The organism is Streptomyces sp. NBC_01520 (assembly GCF_045040375.1).
GTDB lineage: Bacteria > Actinomycetota > Actinomycetes > Streptomycetales > Streptomycetaceae > Streptomyces.
On the sequence record NZ_CP109406.1, the window covers coordinates 60,760 to 81,873 of the forward strand.

The following is a 21,114-nucleotide window of genomic DNA, read 5'->3' on the forward strand; positions in this document are numbered from 1 at the left end:
GAGGAGCGTGGGTTCCCTGGAGAAGCACATGACGAAGAACGGCTCCAACGCCCGCAAGGCCCGCATCCGCGCCCAGGCCGACAAAGCCGGCGCGACTTATCGCCAGGCCGCTCGGACTGTCGACGATGACCGCGCCGCGTGGATCGCAGCTTCGCGTGCCATCTGGCACAGCCCGGAGAGTCTCCGCGACGCACGCGACATCTACCTGATGAGGCTGTCCGAGGACGGAGCTGACCTCCCCGAGACGGTGAAGGTCTGCCTTTTTGCCCTCACGGATCGCCTCGGCACCGGCACCTTGATCGATCCCCGGGGCGTGAGCTGCACCGTAGAGGAGTTGGCAGCGGCCACCGGTCTGACGCTGTATGCAGCCGAGCACAACATTTACCTCGCGCGAGCCCACGGCTGGATCGCCGACGCTGGCAGCCAGGAGTACACCCTGACCGTGCCAGGCGAAGACGTCGACATCTACGAGTCCCTGCTGCAGAAAGTGAAGAATCCGGTTCGCGACGCAACCGTGTACCAGCAGGCAAGGGAGCGACTCGACGCCGCGACGATGTGTCGCTGAAAGACGCCCACCGGACTGCTGCTGGCGGCCCGCCTGGCGGGCGCCACGGTAAAAGACTTGGTGATGCCCTCCCGCGCGGCGGGAAGAACCCCGGATCGCTCTTTTCCGCAGGTCAACCCCGGCGTTCCATGGGCCGATGATCAGCAAAGCGGAGCTCCGCCCGGGTGACGGGGTGCGTTACCTCTTCCGCGGTGTGATGGTCGGCGACGGCCACCGCCCTGCGGGCATGGCGTTGGGCGACGCCCAGGATGAGGCCGGTGTCCCACCCGGCGTCTGGCGGGGCCGGGGCTTGGCCGCGGTCGGCTTGGTGGCTGGGGACGTGGTGGCGGAGCGGCAGGCCGAACTGCTCCTGGGGGAGGGCCGGCACCCGGACGCCGACCGGATCGAGCGCGAGCGCCTGGCGGCGGGACAAGGCCAAGGAGCGGAGGCCCTGGCTGGGCATGGACTTCACGTTCCGGCCGCCGCCGACGGCGCACATCGCGTTTGCGTTGATCGATGACGAGGTTCGTCGGGTGCTGGAGCTGTGCCAGGACATCTCCGTGGACAAGACGCTGGCGTGGGTGGGGAAGGCGGTCGCGCAGATCCGGTGGGGGAGCGGAGGCACGCGCCGCAAGCCGATCCGGGACGGCGGGCTGATCGTCGCAGTGTTCCGGCACTACGAGTCCCGAGCTGCGGAGTCGAGGCCGCTCCTCCACGATCATGCGGTGGTGTCGATCCGCGCCCGGCGGCCGGACGAGAAGGGCACGTGGGGGAACCTGTCGGCGGATTCGATGCTGGCCCACATCGTCGCGGCCGACACCCTCTACGTACTGACCTTCATGGAGGAGGTGTCCGCCCGGCTCGGGTGGGCGTGGGAGCCGCGCGAGGTGACGCCCGGCCGCCGGCCCGTCATGGAGATTTCAGGCATCGACCAGCGGCTCATCGGCTGGCAGTCGACCCGCCGCCAGCAGGTCGAGGACGCCATGTCCATCCTGACGGCCACGTACGAGAAGAAGCACGGGCACACGCCGGGGGAACGGGCCGCCCACGCGCTGGGCTGCCAGGCCGCCGACCGCACCCGCCCACCCAAGCGCACCGAGCTGCTGTCGCTCACCGAGCTGCGCAAGCGATGGCGGGACTCAGCGATCCGGGCTCAAGGCACCGACGTCGTCGACCAGCTGGCACAGCGGGCGCGGGCGGCGGCCACGGCGGTGTGGGCGCGGGTGCGGCCGGTCGTCGACATAACGCTCGCGGCCGTCGACGTTGTCGCCGTGGTCTACGTGATGCGCGGCGCGTTCAAACGCCACCACCTGCTCGCCGAAGCCCGCCGCCACCTCACTTACGTCCTGCGCGGCCTCCCCCACCAGGCGGGCCTGGACGAACAGATCGTGCAGACGGCCATCGACGACTACACCCGCCCTGCCAGCCGACGGATGATGACCGCCGACCTGTCCGCCCTGTACCCGCACGACACCGAGGACCAGGCCGTGCTGCGCCCGCTGACCCGCAACCGGTCCGCGCCCCCGTACGAGCGGGCCCGCCTCGCCGCCGACGCCCTGGCCGCCCGGGTCCACGCGGTGCGCCGGGCGGAGCGACTGGGCTCTCGCACCCGCCCGCGAACCGTCTCCGTGCCCGCCGCCTCGAGGTCGCACCTGCGGCCGTTCCGCACCGGCCCGAAGGACAGCCGCCTCCTGGAGCCGGAGACCGGCGTCGACACGGTGGAGCAGACCCGCCGGACCTTCGAAGCCGCCGCCCGGCTGGCCGCCAGACTCCAGGACGGCAAGCGGGAGCGCGCAGTCACCCACGGGCCCCGACCGCAGCGCGCCCCGGCGACGCCCCCGCACACCCAGCAGCCCGGCACCCAGCGCACACCGGGCCGGACCACAGGAGGAGTTGCATGAGTACCCCGGAAGAACGCCCAACCCCGACGACGCACTCGCACGCGCCCACGCGGCCCGCGCGAGGATGGCCGCCGCGCTCGACGAGGACCAGGAGCCCGAGCCTGATGGGCCCGTGGGGTGGCAGCCGGTCTGGAAGCGGCCCCGAGAGCCGAAGTTGAAGGCGGCGAAGAAGGCGGAGATGCGCAAGCAGCGGCGGCGGCTCCGGGATGCCGGGAAGCGCCGCCTCGCCGCCGGGCAGTCGCGCCGGCCCCGCTCCCGGCAGAACCGGATCGGCAACGCGACCGCGCACCGCGATGCCTGCGCCTTGGCCCGGGTGCGGCATTCCAATGCTTGGCTGTGGTGGACGATGCCGGGCATCGTCCACCGAGCGGAACCTGCCAAGCCACCTAGAAGAGAGAAAGTGGGGCCTGAGGCTTCTTCCTCCTTCGCCACGGCTTGTGCGAGGTCGAGAGCCGCTGCACCGAGAGCGGAGGGTTGCCAGGCATAGGCAGGCGGGATGGGCGGTCGGACGGCAATCCGAATGCCTCCCTCAACTCCTGGGCTTCTGGCACCACTGTGAACCAGGGAGACTCGTCCATGATCTTTCTTCCCATACCGAAAGATCCAATGGCATCCTGTTTCTCGTACCGCCACGCACGTGTCCAGGCCGTCTCCCAGCGGGGCCAGTCCGCCTCCGGTACCTCACAAGCCCGCAGGTACGCCAGAAACTGCGGCAGGTCGTGTGGTACCGCCTGCTTGTTCACGATGCGGCGTGCTGTGCTGCGAGGCAGGACGCCGTAGCTGCCCGCACGCTGTTCCATCGTGCGCTGTGCCGGAGAACCAGCCTTCTCGTACAGATCCACCAACGCGGCGCCCAGGTCAACGAAGTCACGAATGAACTCCGGACGAGGCGCGGGGTGGCCGCGACGACCCCGCGCCATGCGGCTTGCCTCATACCGGGCCTGTTTCCACAGGCGCCGCGCTTCGTCCGATGAGGCATCGCAGGCGCGGGCATACCCGAGCACCACTGACAGCTTTGGCACTGTCTCGCCGGAAGCAGCCCGCTGCAGTGTCGTGGCGTGACACCCCGCCCGTACTGATAGGGAACGGTAGCCCTGTCCAGTACGGGCCCGCTCGACGCGGAGCCACTCCTGGAGCTCGCGCAGTGCTTTGCTACTGGTAGTGATCGGCTTCTCAGGGCGACCCACGACCATCAACCTCACGCTGCGGGAGCCAGCAGAGCACGCAGCGCGGCTCGCAACCCTCGGACCGGCGCTCCGGTAACCAGGCCGACCACCAACACAGAAGTCAGCCCGGCCCCCAGAACTACCTGCAGTACGACCACTACGGTCATGCCCGCGCCTGCCGTCATGACCGCCGCCACAGTGACGATCACGATGATGACGATGGCCTCGGCACCGCTCAGGCCTCGGCGGGAGGGGGAACCGTTCTCCACACAGGAGACGGATTGGGACTTCGACACTGGTGTACTCCCTGTTTCTTGTCCGGCGACCCGCAGGGCGCCGGACACCAGCTGACTCCAACTCAACGGACCACGACAGCGGTTGCAGCCGCCCTCACCGTGGTGCGTGGAGTAGATGGTGGCAGCCTCCGGGAGCGAGGCTTCCCCCTGCACATCCAAACGGCTGTGATTGATGCATCTACGCCCTAACGCACTACGAAGTGCGTTGAGCTGAAAAAGGCGACACCGGGTCAGCAACTTGTCATGCGCGGCTTGCTGACCTGGGACGTCGTTATCCAGCTTCACGACGACAGAAGTGTCGGTCCCCCGTGATACGAGACGAATTGATGCGGGCGCGCGCCCATCGGGCTTGCAGGACATCGGAAGCCGCTGCTTACATCCAAACAACTAGGCTCGCCGAGCAGGGCGGGCCCTGCCCTGATTGCTGCTGACTCCAACATCAAGCCAACAGGGACTTCATGGCCTCGGGTTGCAGCCCGAGACCGCCAAGAGCCGTCGCTGCCCTGCAGCGCCAGCTCGTAAGAGCGGCCCTCGCCCCGGTACAGCCGGGGCGAGGGCCGGCCCAGCAACCAGCACGACCGCCCTGGCGGCCGGTATCTGAGGCAGTGTTGCGCGAAGCGAGGGCTCACATCTATGCCGAGCGCTAGCATCCGGGTCTTGCGCTAGGGGGAGGTTTGGGTGCCGGTGCTTGGGCAGTGGAAGGCTCGATGGGCATACCTGGGCGACTTTGTTGTGGCCGATTTGCTTGAGGTTTACACGCGTTGTCTGGAATCGACCCTGGCGGATCCGAGGATGGCACGGCTGCTGGGCAAGCGTGATGGCGTAACCGCCGCTTCGGTCCGACAGCACATGCTGATCGGGTCGAACGTTGCGCGAGTGCATGCGGCGTGTCAGGAGTCGCTGAGTACCGCTCGAGAGGCAGAAGACGCTCACTTTGAGATTCAGGACCGTCGTAACGCTGCCGCAGCGAACACAACATGGGCCACTTGGGCAGCCTGCCTGGCTGTGGCACTCGCAGCGCTTGCGGTGTCAGCCCTATGGGGATTCTTAGCACTGGTCGTCTTAGCGACAGTGACTGCGGGCCTGTTGCTTCTGCTTCACAGACGGGGTTCGGCAGCCTGGCGGAACACACGGCGCTGTCTTCGGTTCGGATGGCTGGCCCTGGGTTCGTTGGCCCTCCGTGTCCAGCTTGGGCTCATGGCAGCAGACTGGGGCCGGGACCTACGTACATACGGCATGGCCCCCGTCGTTGACAGGGCGATTCGTACCCTGCTGGGAGACGATCCAGATTCGCTATTGGCGCCGGAAAGCTACGACGGCCTGCGTTCTCCAAGAGAACGTGGCTACGTCGTCGAGAGCACGGCAGCCCTACTTCTGAAGCGGAAAATCGCGCAGATCGAAGCTGGAACCATTGCCGTCTGTGGTCCACGCGGAGCGGGCAAGACCACGCTCCTGGAGAGCTCTGTTGAAGACGCTGACTTCGCCCTGCTTGCGCAGGCTCCAGCCACCTACGCTCCACATGACTTCCTTCTCTCCCTGTCGGTCCAGCTGTGCGAGACCTACATCAAGCACGAAGGGTACGAGGTCCCCGAAGTCACACGCCTGTCCAATGTGCGCAGAGCCCTACGACGGGCCTGGACACGATGCAAGAGAGCGCTCAAGTGGGCGGCTTTTGCCGTTCCCGCACTGGCGCTTGTGGTGATGGGTTCTGCCGCGGCGACCCGCTCTGTATCGACAACGCGCACCGAAGAAATGGTTTCACGTGCCACGCAGCACGTGGAAGCGCTAGGCACGTTGGCTAGCGACACCTGGCATGGTCATGCGGCAGGAACGGCTGTGTCCCTGCTCCTTGTTGGCGCAGTCTGGTGGAGGCTACGGCGGGCGACCCGGTGGAACTACTTCGGGCGCATCATGCTGGTCGCTACTGCGACCGCTGGCCTTCTACTCCTGACAGGGAGTGCGGTCTGGGCACTCGTCGACAAGGACGTACAACAACGACTCTCGGGGCTGTCTCCAGGAGTCGTTGGAAACATGCTGTTCTACCTCGCGGTGTGGCGCCTGTGCAGGTGGGCGGTCGAGGAGAACTGGCGCATTCCGGCTGGCTTCCTACGAGACGCTGCCCGCAAGTACTGCCCAGCGATCGGCAGCTTGATGCTGTTCATTCTGCTGATCATCCTGCTACGTAACCCGCAGACGCAGGCCATTCTCGCCGAAGAGGAGAACCCGCTGCGCGTGGCACTGGGCCTACTGGGCCTTGCCCTGATGAGGGCGGGAGCCTGGGAACCGCGTCCTGCCGAGCCGGCGCTCGTGACGCAGTGCCGTAACCACCTGTACCGGCTGCAGACCACACAGATGTCCACCGCAGCCATGACTACGGGCGCCTCCCAGATGCTGACGTTGGGCACAACCCACAGCACCTCAATCTCCACAATCCCGCCGAACTTCCCGGAGCTGGTCTCCGACTTCCGAGAGGTGCTGGGAAGCATTGCGGGAACCCTCAAGAGGCGAGGCGGCAAGGTTGTCATCGCGATTGACGAGGTAGACCGCCTCGGGTCGGACACCCAAGCGCTGGCTTTCCTCAGCGAGGTCAAAGCCGTCCTCGGCGTTCCTCACGTGCACTACCTGATCTCGGTGGCCGAAGACGTCGGTGCAGCATTCGTGCGTCGCGGACTACCTCACCGAGACGTGACCGACAGCTCCCTCGACGACGTCGTCTACGTACAGCCCACCGTCCTGTTCGAATCCCGAGCCATGCTTGCCCGGCGGGCGCCCGGACTCTCCGATCCCTACGTGATGCTGGCCCACATCTTGTCCGGAGGGATCCCCCGTGACCTCCTGCGCTACGGCCGGCACATCATGGAGACTCGCGAAAAGACGCAGTCCGACGAACTCGTCGACATCTCCCGCGGCTTGGTGCTCCAGGAACTGGCCGAGACGCTGGCAGGGTTTCGCACCCTGCTCAGCAAACAGCAATGGACACCCGACACCCACGAAATCCTCAACGCGTTCCGAACCCTCGGAGCTCACCTCAGGGGCGCCTGCCCCTGCACCGAACGCGAGGTCCAGTTCGCACTCGAACACTTCGCTATTCACTCACCCGAAGAACTCCGCAGGGCCCCCCACCCCGCACTACCCGACACCGCCCGGCAACTCATCGACGAAGCGGCCGCCTACGCCTACTTCTCCCTCACCCTGCTAGACATCTTCGGCAGCGAAGGATTCGACCGTCGCAGACAGGCTGCGGAAGCACTGGGGACGAACGGCGACCCGGAGCTCCTCGCGGAAGCCAGACAGGAACTCGGCCTGTCCCCCTACAGCGCACGCCCACTGATCTCTGCGATCCGGGAGGCGTGGGCGCTGCCCCTCCTGCCGCACCCAACCACCAGGGTCATTCCGCCGCCGAGAGCCCATGGTTGCGCACACCGCGCTTCCCGCAGGACTGGATGAGGGACCGCCTCTGCGCGGGCGAGAGCCCTTCAGCGTCCCACTGGCATGATCTCTCTCGAATCGCCCCCGCGCGGCTGAAGCGACAGGACATACTGGCCTCTGGGTAAGCACAGCGCGGCTTTCAGTCCTCCTCGACCGGAGAGCCGCACCTCGCTGAGACCGTCCCCGCCGAAGAGACAGTCCCCGCTAGCGCACCCATGGGCCCGGGTGCACCTCGCTGACGCGCACTCAGAGGAGCACGGCACGCCAGGGCCCCCGCTGCGGCGTGCCTTGCCCCTGTATGTATGACGTTCTCCGTGCCGCTCTGCCTGAATTTCTTGGCAGTCTCGGCGCAGCCTTGGTGCTCACCGCCTCAGCCTGGAGCGCCGCGCATTTGCGCGGCCGCCGCACCCGGACTCGCCGGCCGGAGGTTGACGACCAGTCGTAGGCATCCACCATTCGACAGAGGCGTCTGGGTGATCCGTACCGCTGCTAGCAGGACAGATCACCCAGACGCCCGCCTGTGGCCTTCGGGACCGTACGTCATTCGGCATTTGGGGAACATTCATGCCAGATCGTGCGCTTAGGGGCCCTCGCCCCAGATGCCAGGGGGGCCACCGCGGTCCTGCACCCGCCCTCCGTGAATCCCGCGCGGCGCGTGCGGAGACGACCCCGCGCCACCAGCATGCCGTCCCGCAGCGCGCTCGTTGCCACAGCTCGTACCAACGCCGAACACGAGGCTCCCGGGTACCGGGCTCTACCGGCCGAGGGAACTCACCACTGGCCCGGCTCGCTGCCCCGGAACGCTGTACTGAGTTCGGAGCGAGGAACTCACCATTGGAGGTCAAAGGTGTTGCAGCGAGGGTGGTTGTCGTACCGGCGAGGAGTGATCTCCGGTACGACCCGTAAAGGATGCCAAAGGCTCTTCCCGCCCGTGGTGAGTGGGCCCGGCGGGGGTGTGCCTGTCGTGGTGAGTTTTTCGGATACTCGCCACGGCGGCGCTGAGATGCTGTGGCTTCCAGGGCTGGATGGGGGTGCCCCGGAAGCCACAGCTGGTCGGGCGCTCCCTGCCGGCCGGGCAGAGCGGAGTGTCCAGCCGCTGTCACCCTTGCCTCCTGGGGTCTGCCTCAGGCGCCGCCACGCGTGAGAGAGGCGCACGCATCACCGGTCCGGCCCTCGGCCGCCTTCGCTGCACACACCCAGGTGTGCACGTCTGGCATGGCCGCGGTGAGTTGAGTAAGTCCTGAGCGCGTTTACGTTTTCCCCTACAGCTGTCCCTACGGTTGCCCCTACACTCCTCCCTACAGTGATCATGGTCGGGCAGGTCGGTTCCGGTGCAGGCCAGACCCCGTTTCGGGGCGTGCCTGCTGTGCCGACAACCCTCTTTCCCTTTGTTGTTGTGTGGTGAAAGGGGTTGGGACCGGTGGTCGCGGCGGCGCAGGCCGCGGGCTGTCGCCCTGTCCCGCGAGGAGGAGCACCCGGGACCAGGAGGCGCCGGGTGAGCTGGAGAGAGGGAGTCGGCGTTATGGGTGGGGCGAGTGCGTGGCCGTACAAGTCGACGGCCAAGAACCGGGGCCTGGTGCTCCTCGCGCTGGGGATCGTGAAGGTCGCGACTGCGGAGCAGCTGCGCCAGCTGGTACTGCCGGGAACCTCGGACGTGCAGACGGTCCGTAACGCATGCAAGGACCTGCGGTCGGTCGGCTTGGTGGAGTCGGTGGGCCGGACCTCGTTCATGTCGGCGTCGGGTCGGCCGGTCTGGCGGGATCTGTGGAACCTGACGACGGTCGGCCTGGCGTCGGCGGCGACGGAGGTGGGGCGTCCGGTGCGGGAGATGGGCGGCACCGCACGCGAGGCGGCGAAGGCGGGCGCCCCGCACGCCCTGGCGGTCACGGACACGATCGACGCGTTCCGCCAGTCCCCGCCCCTGCCCACGAAACCCGTCACCCGCCGCACCGCTTCGGTGCCCGTGCAGGCCCGGGTGCTGCCGGCCCGCCCGCAGGGGCTGGGGCATCTGCGCGGGTGGGAGACCGAGGTGCCCCTGCCGGTCTCGGGCACGTTCACGACCCCGGCGCGGGGGAGTCTGCGTGCGGACGCGGTCCTGACGGCGCCGGAGGACGGGGTGCCGGTCATGTTCGTGGAGGTCGACAACCACACCGAACCCACCGCCGTCGTCGCCAGGAAAATCGAGAGCTACCGCCGGTTCTTCCAGCGCACAGTGAAGGACCATCAGGGCGTGGATGTGCCGTTTTGGTCGACGCTGTGGGACGACTCCCACCGGGCCGGCTACCCGCCGCTGGCCCTGGTCTTCGCGAAGAACGTCAGCCCTGAGACCGCCATGAACCGCATGAAAGCCATCGGCGACCTGTCCACCAGCTGCTGGAAAGGCACCTGGCACGGGGGCAGCATCTACGACCGCGCATCCAAGGACGGCTACCGCGACTACACCCGCACGATCCCCGTCCTCGCCACCACCCTGACCCGCCTCCAACAGCACGGCCCCCACGGACCCGTCTGGTGGCGCTACGGACACCCCGCCTTCGAAACCCTCGAGCACGCCCTCGACAACCCAGACGACTCCCGCGCCTACAACCTCCGCGAAGAGCAACACCGCACCGAGCACACCGCCCGGGAGGAACGCGAGCGCCAGGAGCGGGAGGAAGCCCAGCGCTGGCGGAAGGCAGCGGCGTGGCCGTGTCCGATCTGCGGTCGCGAGGTCTGGCCCGACGACGGCTGGGAGACCAGGCCCCTGGGCGGCGACTGCAGCATCTGTACCAGCGGCAAGAGGCGCGAACGGGAGGAAGTCGAGGCCCGCGCAGCCGAGGAGGCCGAAGGCCGGGAGGAAGCCAAGAGGAACGGCCTCTTCGGCTTCTTCCACTGACCCGTCAGTGGAAGAAGCCGGTGACAGAGGCGGCCCTAATTACGAGTAGATCGTGCTATGGCTACAGGGGCCGGCACGCCCGCGCGCTCGCGCCGACGTGCCCACTGCGCCGACAGCTAGGAAGAGCAGCAGGCTCTGAGCCCATCCACTGCCTACCCATACGTTTTTGCCAAAGCCGGTGCCACCGGGCTTCCGCAGCCCTCCGGTCGCTTACGAGGATGGCCTCTATGAGTACCTCGGTGTGGATCGGTGCGGTTGCAGGCATTGTCGGAACGGCCACAGGTGGCGCGCTGTCCATCTGGTCAGGACGGTGGACCCACAGGGCACAGGAGCGTTCCGCGCGCACCGCGCAGCAGAGGGCGCGCGCGGCTGCGGCCGCGGAGGCCGCGCTGACTGAACTGCTGGAAATCCATCGCGATTTCCGTAAGGCCAGGACGTCCGACGAAGACGAGTGGCAACAGCGCCTCCGCTTGCTACACGACCGTATTGCGAAGGTACAAGTCCTGCTTCACAGCATCCCAGACACCAAGCTGCGTACCCGCGTCAGGGAGGACACGTTCTACATGCCTCTGTCCCCGCCCGACGACACACGAACAGGAAGCGAGCGGCGGGTCGCCATCATCGATCTCTGCGCCGACGCCGTGGCCTGCCTCGGTGCCTTCCTCCGAGACGAGGGACTGCCCGCACGAAGTGCCGGGGTCGAGAACACACGCAATCTTTGGCCCGAGTGGAAGCACAAGGACGACAGTCACTTCTACATGTGGGAATCCGACGACGGTGACTCGTTCGATTGACACGTTCCGAGCCCGGGTCGGTGATGTCCCAGGTCATGTCCCCTGTCGTGGTGTAGGGGCCAGTCGTTCGGCGCAGCGGGTAGGACGGTTGGGGCGTCGGGGTAGAGGCGTCCACGCTCTCGTTGGAGGGGTAGCGGCGGGGGGAGGTGATCCATTCGTCATGGAGTTCGGCGAGGACCGCGGCGGAGAGCAGTGGGCGGGTTCGGGAAGACCTGGACAACGTCGGTGCGGTGCTCGTCCCACCCGACAACCCGTCCGGTCCGGGTCACGCACGCACCTGTTGCCCGCAGGACGCGCGCCCCCTGCAGCCGAGCGGTGGCAGCGGGCCGGTGGGTCAGGGACAACTCACCACCGCGCGGTGTACAGCGCGCGCAGGGCGTCGGCCTGCTAAGTAGAGGCTTCGCCGAACGGGCCCGCCTCGCCCCGGTCATGAGAGAGCGCGCCCGCCCAGTCCTCCCTGCTGCCGAGCTGGGGATACCCGTAGGCCGGGTATCGGCCTATCAGGGCACCGAGCGGACGACCAGCAGCCTTGATACCTGCGGAGGCCACACCAGAAGCGATCAGATCCATGCTCGGTTCTATCACCTATGCCGCACCGAACGCCGGTTGGCTCGGTCGATGACGAGGAGCAGCGTTTCTCTGGCAGTTCGGGAGGCGTTTCCCGCGTCGAATATCGATGGCTTCGGACAGCAGCTCGGTGTCGACCGGCAAGCCGCCGTCTGCCGCCCCTCCGAGGCCCGGGACAAAAGCGCTGGCTACGGGCGCAGGTGGCGGCCGTCGTCTCGCCGTTGCCGAGTGCCGGTGGGTGCCTCCCGTTCTCGGCGACGTCGAGATCCGGGCTCAGCGAGCGCCTCCCGAGGCCGTCGACAACTGCTGTCGTGTGACGTCGACAAAGCCACGCCGGTGGACTGCTTCGACCAATACTGGCGAGGCCCGGGGATTCCGGGCGCAGGCGCACGATGCTGAGCGGGTGCGCGGAGCAGGCTGCCGAGTGCGAAGAAAGCCTTCGCCTCCAGGCGTGCCAGCTCCCCGTGCCGGGTGGCCGGGAGGCTGCGGGGCGAGGGCCTGGGGCAATTCGTAGCGCTCCGCCTGGCCCGGCGTCAGCCCCGGCTGTGACACTGGTGGAACGGTGAGTGCACCCTCTACTACGGTCTGTTCGACCGGGCCGTGGCCTCCGGCGGGCGCGCGAGGGTCGGGTGCGGCTTTGCGTTCAGATAGGCCAGCGTGGTGCGGTGGGGGAAGTCCGGGGCCAGCGTCTTGCCGGGGCGAGGCCATGAAGTCGGCTGCGCAAAGATCGTCCGGGGCGGCCGTTCCGCCACCGGCCCATACGCCAGCCGTCTGCCCCGGACCAGCGCAGCTTCCCACGCCGACCGCGTCCGCTGCGGATTGGGCCGGAGCTCCTGGTGGTGGTCCGGCTGGCTGTCGGAGGCTGTGAATGGGCGCGGCGGTGGCGTTAGATGGGCGTCAGCCAGGATGGCCACGTCTGTCCCTGCTCACGCTGCCTGGCCGTCGTGCTCATGGCTGTCACGAGGTGACCAAGCTGCTGCCGTTAGGCGCCAGCCCGAAGTCCGCGGGCTGGCCTGGAGGTGCCCCTTCACACGGGATGCTCTCAGGGCCTGCCTTGAGTAAGTGGATGGCGCTGTTGCGCCGTTGCTCGTGCGCGCGGTGGGTGGGGTGCTTCATCGTCGTCGAGTTGCTCGACGTGGGTGAGGAGGAAGCGCGGCCCGTCGGCGGTGTCGGCGACTACCGAGTTGCGCAGGGAGACCCAAAGGTAGGTCCCGTCCCGCCGTGCGAGCCGCAGCTTGGCCCGGCCACCTTCGGCCGAGGTACGCAGCAGGGTACCGATGTCCTCGGGGTGGACCAGGTCAGCGAATGAGTAGCGGCGCAGGATGGAGGCGGGGCGGCCGAGCAGCCGGCAGAGAGCGTCGTTGCTGCGGAGTAGCCGGCCGTGCTGGTCGCCGCCCGTCTCGGCGATGGCCATCCCGCTGGGCGCGTACTCGAAGGCCTGGCGGAAGGACTCCTCGCTGGCCCGCAGCGCCTGCTGTTCGCGCTCCAGCCGGACCAGCGCGCGCTGCATGTTCGCTCGGAGGCGAGCGTTGCTGATCGCGATGGCGGCCTGAGAGGCGTACAGCTGAAGTGACTGCTGTTTCCAGGGCCCGGGACGGCGGCCGTTCCGCGGCCGGTCGACGGATATGACCCCGAGGAGATCCAGTCCGCCCCCGGAGGCGTACATCGGGGCGTAGAGCCTGTCAAGGGGGTGCCACTCGTCCTCGAACTGGGGCTCGGGGCCCTTGGTGTGCCACTGCGGTACGTCGTCGTCGAGCAGAGACCAGCCTTCTGTGTGCGGGATGAACCGCAGCTGGTCCCATGCCTCGCCCATGGAAAGGCGGCGCTCCCAGGAGGCGCGGGAGCCGACGCGGCCGGTGAGCCGGGCCTCGGCGTCAGCGTTGCCCGCGAAGGCGGCGACGACGAGGTCACCGTCTGGCCGCACGAGATTGACACAGGCCAGCTCGTATCCGAGGCCTGCCACGATGCCGTCGGCGGCGGTCTGTAGCGTGTTCGCGAGACTGCTCGCAGTGCTGAGCTCTGCGAGCAGATCAGTCACATGACGCAAGGATACGAGTCGGTTGGTGAGTTCTGCCGCGACAGTTGGATCATCGGAAACCTCTGAAATGTCGTCTACCGAGGTCCAGATCGTCAGCGAGGAGGGAGATGGCCGGTCGGTGTGAGCAATGTTCCGAAGAAAGGGAGCGCCGCCCAGCCCGTCACGGCATAGCCGGTGGGGTTCGGGCCGTCCTTTCAGCCCGAGCGTGATCTGGAGGCCGCGATAGATCGTGTCGAGGTCCAGAAATTCCCCTCCGTCCTGGACTCCGTTCTCGATGAGGGCGATCAGTTCGCCCGTAAAGGAGGTAAAGCTCTCGGTGGGAGGGGCGAGAGCGACAGCATTTTCAGCGGTCGCCGCGAGGAGATAGGTTCCCCCGACCTCCAGGTCGGCCTCGGCGGACTGGACGCCGAAGGCTCGAGCGCTATAACAGCAGTCGATGATGACGACGCGCCGTCGGGCTGGGCTTTGCTCGACGGCCCGGCGTATCCAGTCGTAGGGGGCGGCGGTGTCGTGGACCGAGTGGCCCAGGCTGTCGCTCACCGCTAGGTGGAGCAGGCCGGTTCTGGCCTCCAGCAGTCCGTGGCCCCCGTAGTAGACCAGCAGAGTATCGGTGGCCTCACTGGCTGCCTGCGCAACGGGCGCGGACAGCTCACGGGGAGTGCGAGGATCGGAGACGATGCGGCAGTTCTCCGAAGGCAGTCCCCAGAAGCGCTGTTGCGACAGCAGCTTCGCCAGTTCCTCGACGCTGGCCTTCACGGGCAGGAGATCTGTCAGTGTTTCGAAGCGGCTGGCTCCGATGAGAACCGCCCGCGATGTTGCCGGATCAGGAAGTTGCACCGGAAGCGTCACCAGGGTCGTTGTCGAGTAGGGATTCCACCGCCCGCTGAGCTTCCTGGGGCGAGGAAGCGGTCACGGTGACCGATCTGCCATCCGAGCGCTCCAACGTCACCGTGATCTGACGTGGACGCGTGCTACGCCATGTTGCGATGGACAGAGCGAGGGCTCCGGTGTTGAGACCCGTCCCGAGGACCAGCGACAGTACATCAATCATGTCGCCTTGAGCGCCGGGCTCAGGAGCACGTGAGCTGGTCAGTGACAGCCGAGCGTAGCGCCGGAACTCGGGATCGGAGAGGAGCCAGGCGTACAGGGATCGCAGCTCCTCTTCTGCCCGCTCAGGCTCGTCAAGCTGTACAACGAGTTCCACGCTCGCACCCTCTTCCCGGCGAACTGATGACAGCAGAGGCAGACAGCTTAGGAAACCCGCGGCGGAACGACACAATCCGGCTTCTAGCGCTCATCAGAGGCCCGCGCTCCGTTTTCGGGACAACCCCTCCTTCCAGGAGCCGTCCGGCCGATCATGTGACTGTCACCCGGTCTGCTCGCCATTCAAGTGTCGGCACGGAGAGCGCGGTGACCCGTCAGACGCATAGTAGGAGCGGATAAAGCCATTCCTGCCGATAAGCAACGGTCGGTACGGATACCCGGGTGAGTGACTGTGCGGGCAGCGGGTCCGGGTGCCGCCCCGGGGGGGTTGTGGTCCATCACTGGCACCGCCGTGCTGCTCAGGCCGGTGGGGTGGGTGTATCCCTCCCGTGACGGCGTCCGCTCCGATATCGCCCGCCGGCTGGTCAAGAAGCCTGGGGGCGCGTGGAAGTCGACGGGGGCTCGAAGCGCGCGTCCCGAGAGGGCAGCCACGTCGAGACATCCTGAGGCCGGGACGGGCATATCGGGCCCGAAGTGCCCGCCACGAGTACGTCACCGCCGTCGACGACAACGGCGAGCCGCGGTCCCTGCCCGTGGTCTCCGAGCGCGCCCGCGCCAAGCTGGAGCAAATCGCCGCCCGCAAGACCCGCCCGCCCAAGAAGGACAAGGCCCGCTCGCTCGCGCAGCTGCGCGAGCGGTGGAAGCAGAGCGCGATTCTCACCTCGGGTGTCCCTGCCGACGGCATCTCCCCCTCCTCGAGTACGCCCGTGCCGCGGCCGCCGTGATCCGGGCCCGGGTTTCGGGCCGTGTTCGACATAGCGCTGGAGGCCGTCGACGTCGCAGCGACCGGTGTTCGTGATGAACGAGGGCGGGCGCTTCCACCGCCGGCACCTGCTCGCCGAAGCCCGCCGCCACCTCGCCCTGGTCCTGCGCGGCCGCCGCCGTGACCCCGGCCTGGACAACCAGTTCGTGGCCGCCGCCATCTCCACCCACAACGTCCGCGCACGCCGCTCTGAGCGCTTTGTAGCCGTCCTCGGCCTCCCCAAAGGTCGGGGGCGGCTCTGTTCTCCCGGCAGATCGCCGTACAGGGCTTTCTCGGGGCGGGAGTGAGAGGCCGTCAGATCGCCACACAGGGCCCTCGCGTTCAGGGCGGCCCACCTGCCACCCGCTCCGCGCCGGGAATCCGCGGCGCCGAATCACCCCGCCCGGGGGCTGCCGGAGCTGGCGAACTTCCTTCCGCAGGGCCCTTCGGAGCGGCCCCACCGCGTGCCACGCGTGTCCCGTGCCGCCCGTGCCGCGCACACATACGCGAGGCGCCACCGTCCAGGACCGCCCTTGCGGACCTAGCTACTCGGTACCCCACCCTCGGGTCAGGGGGTGTCGCCGACCCAGTGCAGCCGGGCGGCGTCGCCGGGCTGCCCTTCGTACAGGGCCCGCCCGCCCGGCCCGAACTGACCGAGCTCGGTGATGAGTGCCGCGCCGTCCACCAGCTGCTGCGCGGACCACCCGGTGACGTCGAGGCGCTGCCCGTCCAGCGGGCCGCCGATCAGCGCCGCGTACCGGTGCCCCGGCACCTCGATGTCGGACTCGCCCGGCCCACTCCCGTAGATCCTCATCCCGGCATTCTCCCGGCGGCCGGCCCCGCCCGTGGGCACAACCGCAACCACCGGGCTCCCATACCTGTACAGGGCGTCGGATTCAAGAAAATCGCGCCCGGATACTCGTCGCCCGAATTTCTTGAATGGGCCCGCCCGGCGGCCAATGCTGTGCCTGCGATCAGGACTTGACCCGCTAACCCACGCCTCCTCGATCGTGCTGCCACCACCCCGAACCACCGGTACATCAAGCGCCCGCGAACCCGCCCTACGCCCCGTCAGAGACCCCTCTGCGGCGCCCCGGAACGGAAATTCGCGAGAACTCGATTCGCCGTTCGGGACTGCGGACTGTGGCCCCGCGCCCAACCCACCCATCGAAATGGAGATCCGCCGTGTCCACCCTCGACCTCGCCCTCGTTCTGTTCGTCGGGCTGCTCCTGGTCCTCGTGTCCGGCCTCGTCCTGGCCGGCCTGGCCTACGTCACCCACCGCCACCCCCGCCTGGAGAAGCCCCTCACCGTTGCGTTCGGGGGCGGCGGCGTCCTCGTCGCGGTCGTCGTGGGCCTGGTCGCCGTCGTCGCCCTCACCACGTAATGACCGGCCGTGCCCCCGGGGTTCGTTTGCTCGTTGCGTGGCTGAATTCATGTAACCGCCCATGGACAGGCGGTTACGGTGATCAGATTCTGATCGCGAACCCCCGGGGGACTCTGGTGACGGCTCGACAGACACGGCCCCGCACACGCGCACTGGCGCTGTGCGGCGCCGTGGGCCTCCTACTCGGCCTGACCGGCTGCGGTGGCAGCAGCGACGACACGAAGCCGCCCACGGCCCCCTCGACGGCGTCCTCGGCTGCGCCTGCCGTGTCGGCGTCCCCGGCGGATCCGGACGCGGCGGTGAAAGCCGCGGTGCTGGAGGTCTACTCCTCGATGTGGGTGGAGCAGATGAAGGCCTACCGGGTGGCATCGCCGGACGGCACGAAGCTCGACCACTACGCGACGCTCGACGCCCTGTCGACCTTCGAGCGGGACCTGGCCCACATGAAGAAGAGCGGCACGATCGGCACCGGCCAGCTCGGGCACGAGCCGGAGGTGACCGAGCTCGACCTGGAGGCCAAGATCCCGACCGCCACGGTCGAGGACTGCATCGACCTCTCGAAGTGGAAGGCGGAGCGCACCCCGTCGGGCGAGGTGATCCCCTTGCCCACCGCGCAGCCGCTGCGCTACATCGCCACCGCGACGGTGGAGCGGTGGGACGAGGGCCGGTGGATGGTGACCGCGTACAAGCCGGACGGAAGCCGCTCGTGCTGAGCCGTCCGGCGACGGCAGCAGCCGCGGTGGTCCTGGCCGTCGCCCTGGCCCCGGCCGCGCACGCCGACGGGCCCGGTGGCGGCGTCTGCGACAACTCCGGCGTCCTGGTCACCATCTGCGCCGCCGACGGCGGAGGCTCCTCCGGCTCGTCGGGCTCCTCGGGCTCCGGGCCGGCCGGGGCGGACCCGGCCTCGACCGGCAGCAGCAAGCCGACCGACAAGTGCTCGTACACCCTGGTCGACGACCCGCCGCCTCCAGCCGGGCATCAGGCGTGGAAGGGCCACACCCCGGACGACGGGGCGGTCTACAAAGTCCAGTGCGACAGCGGGCGCGGCGGCGTCGTCTTCGTCCCGACCGGTGAGGCCGGCCCGGCCGCCCCGACCATCGACCCCGAGACCGTCGCCCGGCGGGCCGCCGCCTCGATGCGCCTGGACGGCCCCCGGGTCGCCAGCCCCCGCGCCGCGGGGACCTACGTGATCGGCATGCCGATGTGGATGTGGGTGACCCCGTCCCCGTCGACGTCCGGGCCGGTGTCCGCTTCTGCCACGGCCGGAGGCGTCACGGTCACCGCCACCGCCCGTGTGACGTCGGTGCGGTGGGCGATGGGCGACGGCACCACCGTCACCTGCCGCGGTCCCGGTACCCCGTACAAGAAGTCGAGGGAGGTCACCGAGTCGCCGGACTGCGGCCACCTCTACGAGCAGCCCTCCTACGAGGAGCCAGGCAGCCGGTACAAGGGCACCGCCACCTCGACCTGGACCATCACCTGGACCGCCCCCGCCCTCGGCGACGGCGGGACGCTCACCGAGACCCGCGCGACCCCGTTCACCGCCGACATCCGCGAGGTCCAGGTCGTCAACACCAACTGATCCGGCACGACAGGCCGCTGACCTGCGGTGGTGAGTTTTCCTGGTGAGTCCGCACGGCCGTAGTGAGTTTTCCTGGTGAGTCCCCACGGCCGTAGTGAGTAGACGCCCGACCGGTGGTGAGTTTTCGGACCGAAAACTCACCACCGCAGGTCAGAGCAGGTGCGGCCACTCACCACGACGAATCCGCGGCGGCCTCACCGCCCGCACCCTCGCGGGCGTCCTCGCGGCTCCGGGACGGTCTCGCAAGGTCTGGGGCGGGTGTTCCGTAGCCGGTACCGGGCACCAGCCACCCGCCCCAGACCCACGGCACCCTGCCACACGACACCGCGAGCACTCCCCGGATCCGCTGCACGGACGGGCTCGGAGCAGCCGCGCCGGCTCGCCGGGCAGGCCCTGGCAGGGGCGCGCTATCCGTACCGCTATCCGTACCGCTATCCGGTCCACTATCCGTACCGGTATCCGGTCCACTATCCGGCGCGCATGATTTCGCCCGACCCTTGCATAAGTGCAGGTCAGGCACCGGTTTTCGTCTGGTGAGTGCTCAGACTTCCCCTTGTTCTCCTGGTCTGCCCTGCTGTGGTGGTGGGTGTGGTGGCTGGTGGTGGGGGCGGTCATGGGGAAGCGGGCGGCGCTGCGCTGGCCCTCTTCTTCGGCCCGACGCGGGGCGCCGGGCCGACCGTGGGAGGCACGACGGGGCGTAGCCGGTCCTACTCCGGGGCCGACCGCTGCGCCTGGTGCTCGTGCTCCTCGTCGTACGTGGTCCGGGCGGCGTTGACGGCCCGCTCCCACGTGCTCGCGCCGCCGCCGTGCGTACGGGCGAGCCGGGCGGCCAGGCCACGCTGGTAGCCACCGGCCCGCCGCAGCTCCGCCAGGGCCACCTCGACCGCCTGAGCGCGCTCTGCAGACACCGGGCGCCCTCCGCCGCGCTCTCCGTGCCCGGGACCGCTCCTGCGCCCGGAGACGCCCAACCGCGCCGTCCCTACGGCCTCCTGGTGCGCTGCCCAGAACCGCTGCACTTCCGCCTGGTCGTAGTAGTCGACCCGGTCGATGGTGACCACCCGCTCCGGGTGGCGGCGCTCCTCGGGCTGCTCGTGGCGCAGCGCGTACCACCGGGCCACGGTCGAGCGGCCCGCCCCGGTGAAGGCGACGATCCACGCACGACTCACGACCGCACGCCCCTCGACGACATGGCGCAGCCCGGCATCCATTTCGGTCGGCTCCATCAATTCCCCCTCTTTCCATGCGTAGAATAGAGACGCTCCGCTCGGGTGAGTGGGCGCAGCTGGCGGGGAATTAAATTGGAAATCGGGTTGCCTCCCATTCCAATTGCAGTAATTCCCCGCCAGCCTAAAAACAATTGTGCGCGCGTCCTCCTCCGGAGGAACGGCGCACGACCCTACGGGTCGTCAAGACGATGAAACCCTACGGGTTTTGGGACCTGATTCCTCCGGAATCCTCGCCCGCCCCGGGCGGGTGCTGCGGCAGGGACGGCGGCGCCGAGGCGCAGGTGGTGCGGCCCTCGCGGGCCGCACCACCACCCGTGGGCTACGCGCTCAGGGCCACGACGGGCAGCGGGGTGATCCGGCCCTCCCAGAGGTCCCAGGAGCGCGTCACGTGGCTGCTGGCCGGGGAGATCACCACGATCTGGCCCTCCCGCTCAGCGTCAGCCACGCCGACCGCCAGCAGGCACATGACGGCCTCCCAGTCCTCCCGGTCCACGGTGTGCCCGCCGCCCGTGGGCACCTCCACCTGCACGGTGAGGGTCATACGGTCCGGCAGGGTCAGGCTCTCGCCGTCGACCACCACGGTCATGGTGTGCGACCCCGGAGACAGCTCCGCGAGCAGCAGACGCATTGCGTCAGCAGCCACGGCCCAGCCCGAGTTGAATTCGGAGTAGTGCATGTACGCGGGAATGATCTCCATGATTTTGCTCCTCATTTTGGGTGAGTGACGCGGCAGAAGGAAAAGGTTGCCTCCCTTTCCTTCTGATCTAACTCTAGGGAAATGGTGACGGTAATTCAAGAACCACCGGGAGTGCATTTCTTGGCATCGAGTGACGCCCGATCAAGAGGGGAAGATGCGGGCCCACTCGAAGCACTCTCCTCAGGCGTCAGAGTTCCTGCCGGTGGTACCGCAAAATCCCAGTCTCTACCCAGCGATTCATCATGATGCACGGCAGCGAAGAGTGGCCTTGCGGGGGTGGTCGATATTCCCAGTCCCTACCCGGTGCCCGGTGGTGATGCACGGTCAGGAGGTTCACCCCACCGACCCGTTGGGTCACCCCCACCCGAACCGGCCCCCTCCTGTAGCCAGCTAGCCCGCGTAGCGGGCTCATCCTGTAGGAGTAGCCGGAAGGAGCGTCACGCGACGATCCGTCACCACCCGGCCCAGCGCGGAGCGCAGGGCCGTGCCCGACCACCACTCACTCATGAATTCCGGAGGAATTCATAAACAATTCCGGAGGAATTGTTTAAAAGCCCGTAGGGCTTTAGCGTCTTTACGACCCGTAGGGTCGTGCGTCGTTCCTCCGG

The 21,114-nt window shown here is 68.1% G+C and carries 17 protein-coding genes and 2 pseudogenes; 11 read left to right on the forward strand and 8 right to left on the reverse strand.

What is annotated here, in order from left to right; translation table 11 throughout:
• Nucleotides 1-28: 28 nt before the first annotated feature.
• The 3 genes from OG524_RS37010 (at nucleotide 29) to mobF (ending at nucleotide 2,445) form a co-directional block, all read left to right on the forward strand.
• A complete protein-coding gene (locus OG524_RS37010) occupies nucleotides 29-565 on the forward strand; it encodes a hypothetical protein (RefSeq protein ID WP_331764305.1) in 537 nt (178 codons plus the stop codon).
• A 226-nt stretch (nucleotides 566-791) separates the two neighbouring features.
• Nucleotides 792-1,064, forward strand: coding sequence for a relaxase domain-containing protein (locus tag OG524_RS37015; protein WP_405812593.1), 273 nt, complete (start codon nucleotides 792-794; stop codon nucleotides 1,062-1,064).
• Entirely contained in the window at nucleotides 1,006-2,445 is a 1,440-nt protein-coding gene (gene mobF / locus OG524_RS37020) for a MobF family relaxase (RefSeq protein ID WP_331764307.1), read from the forward strand. The genes OG524_RS37015 and mobF overlap by 59 nt, the downstream gene beginning before the upstream one ends.
• Nucleotides 2,446-2,831: 386 nt before the next feature.
• On the opposite strand, the gene OG524_RS37025 is transcribed toward mobF, so the two are convergent.
• Both OG524_RS37025 and OG524_RS37030 read right to left on the reverse strand, forming a co-directional pair.
• The gene (locus OG524_RS37025) at nucleotides 2,832-3,449 is read right to left on the reverse strand and encodes a hypothetical protein (RefSeq protein WP_405812587.1); all 618 of its coding nucleotides are present in this window, start codon (nucleotides 3,447-3,449) and stop codon (nucleotides 2,832-2,834) included.
• A 194-nt stretch (nucleotides 3,450-3,643) separates the two neighbouring features.
• Nucleotides 3,644-4,192, reverse strand: a complete 549-nt coding sequence (locus tag OG524_RS37030) for a hypothetical protein (RefSeq protein WP_405812588.1) — start codon at nucleotides 4,190-4,192, stop codon at nucleotides 3,644-3,646.
• Nucleotides 4,193-5,104: 912 nt separating this feature from the next.
• On the opposite strand from OG524_RS37030, the gene OG524_RS37035 reads away from it, so the two are divergent.
• From OG524_RS37035 to OG524_RS37045, 3 genes are all read left to right on the forward strand, one after another.
• Nucleotides 5,105-7,354 carry a hypothetical protein gene (locus tag OG524_RS37035; RefSeq protein ID WP_405812589.1) on the forward strand — a complete coding sequence of 750 codons (2,250 nt, stop codon included), beginning with the start codon at nucleotides 5,105-5,107 and terminating at the stop codon, nucleotides 7,352-7,354.
• A 1,504-nt stretch (nucleotides 7,355-8,858) separates the two neighbouring features.
• Nucleotides 8,859-10,211 carry a replication-relaxation family protein gene (locus OG524_RS37040; RefSeq protein WP_331764313.1) on the forward strand — a complete coding sequence of 451 codons (1,353 nt, stop codon included), beginning with the start codon at nucleotides 8,859-8,861 and terminating at the stop codon, nucleotides 10,209-10,211.
• Nucleotides 10,212-10,438: 227 nt separating this feature from the next.
• On the forward strand, nucleotides 10,439-11,005 hold the full coding sequence (locus OG524_RS37045; protein WP_331764314.1) for a hypothetical protein: 567 nt from the start codon (nucleotides 10,439-10,441) through the stop codon (nucleotides 11,003-11,005).
• Between the two features lie 1,684 nt (nucleotides 11,006-12,689).
• On the opposite strand, the pseudogene cdgB reads toward OG524_RS37045, so the two are convergent.
• From cdgB to OG524_RS37060, 3 genes and pseudogenes are all read right to left on the reverse strand, one after another.
• Nucleotides 12,690-13,679 (reverse strand): annotated as a pseudogene (gene cdgB / locus OG524_RS37050) (diguanylate cyclase CdgB); the annotation flags it as partial.
• Between the two features lie 204 nt (nucleotides 13,680-13,883).
• A pseudogene (locus OG524_RS37055) lies at nucleotides 13,884-14,459 on the reverse strand (caspase family protein); the annotation flags it as partial.
• Nucleotides 14,434-14,814 (reverse strand): effector-associated constant component EACC1, encoded by a 381-nt coding sequence (locus OG524_RS37060; RefSeq protein ID WP_331764315.1) that lies wholly within the window; start codon nucleotides 14,812-14,814, stop codon nucleotides 14,434-14,436. The gene OG524_RS37060 and the pseudogene OG524_RS37055, both read right to left, overlap by 26 nt.
• Nucleotides 14,815-15,406: 592 nt before the next feature.
• On the opposite strand from OG524_RS37060, the gene OG524_RS37065 reads away from it, so the two are divergent.
• Both OG524_RS37065 and OG524_RS37070 read left to right on the forward strand, forming a co-directional pair.
• Nucleotides 15,407-15,598, forward strand: coding sequence for a hypothetical protein (locus tag OG524_RS37065; protein ID WP_331764317.1), 192 nt, complete (start codon nucleotides 15,407-15,409; stop codon nucleotides 15,596-15,598).
• 73 nt (nucleotides 15,599-15,671) lie between these two features.
• Nucleotides 15,672-15,923, forward strand: a complete 252-nt coding sequence (locus tag OG524_RS37070; RefSeq protein ID WP_405812590.1) for a hypothetical protein — start codon at nucleotides 15,672-15,674, stop codon at nucleotides 15,921-15,923.
• Nucleotides 15,924-16,183: 260 nt separating this feature from the next.
• Here OG524_RS37070 and OG524_RS37075 read toward each other — a convergent pair whose 3' ends face one another.
• On the reverse strand, nucleotides 16,184-16,429 hold the full coding sequence (locus OG524_RS37075) for a hypothetical protein (protein WP_331764320.1): 246 nt from the start codon (nucleotides 16,427-16,429) through the stop codon (nucleotides 16,184-16,186).
• A gap of 371 nt (nucleotides 16,430-16,800) precedes the next feature.
• Here OG524_RS37075 and OG524_RS37080 point away from each other — a divergent pair, with 371 nt between their 5' ends.
• From OG524_RS37080 to OG524_RS37090, 3 genes are all read left to right on the forward strand, one after another.
• The gene (locus OG524_RS37080; RefSeq protein WP_331764321.1) at nucleotides 16,801-17,001 is read left to right on the forward strand and encodes a hypothetical protein; all 201 of its coding nucleotides are present in this window, start codon (nucleotides 16,801-16,803) and stop codon (nucleotides 16,999-17,001) included.
• 116 nt (nucleotides 17,002-17,117) lie between these two features.
• Nucleotides 17,118-17,714: a hypothetical protein gene (locus OG524_RS37085; RefSeq protein WP_405812591.1), complete on the forward strand. Its 597-nt coding sequence runs from the start codon at nucleotides 17,118-17,120 to the stop codon at nucleotides 17,712-17,714.
• Nucleotides 17,708-18,583 carry an ATP/GTP-binding protein gene (locus OG524_RS37090; RefSeq protein ID WP_331764324.1) on the forward strand — a complete coding sequence of 292 codons (876 nt, stop codon included), beginning with the start codon at nucleotides 17,708-17,710 and terminating at the stop codon, nucleotides 18,581-18,583. Before OG524_RS37085 ends, OG524_RS37090 begins: the two co-directional genes overlap by 7 nt.
• Before the next feature lie 707 nt (nucleotides 18,584-19,290).
• Here OG524_RS37090 and OG524_RS37095 read toward each other — a convergent pair.
• Both OG524_RS37095 and OG524_RS37100 read right to left on the reverse strand, forming a co-directional pair.
• The gene (locus OG524_RS37095; protein WP_331764325.1) at nucleotides 19,291-19,806 is read right to left on the reverse strand and encodes a hypothetical protein; all 516 of its coding nucleotides are present in this window, start codon (nucleotides 19,804-19,806) and stop codon (nucleotides 19,291-19,293) included.
• Nucleotides 19,807-20,128: 322 nt separating this feature from the next.
• Nucleotides 20,129-20,506, reverse strand: coding sequence for a hypothetical protein (locus tag OG524_RS37100; protein ID WP_405812592.1), 378 nt, complete (start codon nucleotides 20,504-20,506; stop codon nucleotides 20,129-20,131).
• Nucleotides 20,507-21,114 lie beyond the last annotated feature (608 nt).

Excerpts from the sequence above, each read along its gene's own strand:
- OG524_RS37010 (WP_331764305.1), top strand. The coding sequence starts at position 29 with ATGACGAAGAACGGCTCCAACGCCCGCAAGGCCCGCATCCGCGCCCAG.
- OG524_RS37015 (WP_405812593.1), top strand. The coding sequence starts at position 792 with ATGGCGTTGGGCGACGCCCAGGATGAGGCCGGTGTCCCACCCGGCGTC.
- mobF (WP_331764307.1), top strand. The coding sequence starts at position 1,006 with ATGGACTTCACGTTCCGGCCGCCGCCGACGGCGCACATCGCGTTTGCG.
- OG524_RS37035 (WP_405812589.1), top strand. The coding sequence starts at position 5,105 with ATGGCAGCAGACTGGGGCCGGGACCTACGTACATACGGCATGGCCCCC.
- OG524_RS37040 (WP_331764313.1), top strand. The coding sequence starts at position 8,859 with ATGGGTGGGGCGAGTGCGTGGCCGTACAAGTCGACGGCCAAGAACCGG.
- OG524_RS37045 (WP_331764314.1), top strand. The coding sequence starts at position 10,439 with ATGAGTACCTCGGTGTGGATCGGTGCGGTTGCAGGCATTGTCGGAACG.
- OG524_RS37070 (WP_405812590.1), top strand. The coding sequence starts at position 15,672 with ATGAACGAGGGCGGGCGCTTCCACCGCCGGCACCTGCTCGCCGAAGCC.
- OG524_RS37075 (WP_331764320.1), bottom strand. The coding sequence starts at position 16,429 with ATGAGGATCTACGGGAGTGGGCCGGGCGAGTCCGACATCGAGGTGCCG.
- OG524_RS37095 (WP_331764325.1), bottom strand. The coding sequence starts at position 19,806 with ATGGAGCCGACCGAAATGGATGCCGGGCTGCGCCATGTCGTCGAGGGG.
- OG524_RS37100 (WP_405812592.1), bottom strand. The coding sequence starts at position 20,506 with ATGGAGATCATTCCCGCGTACATGCACTACTCCGAATTCAACTCGGGC.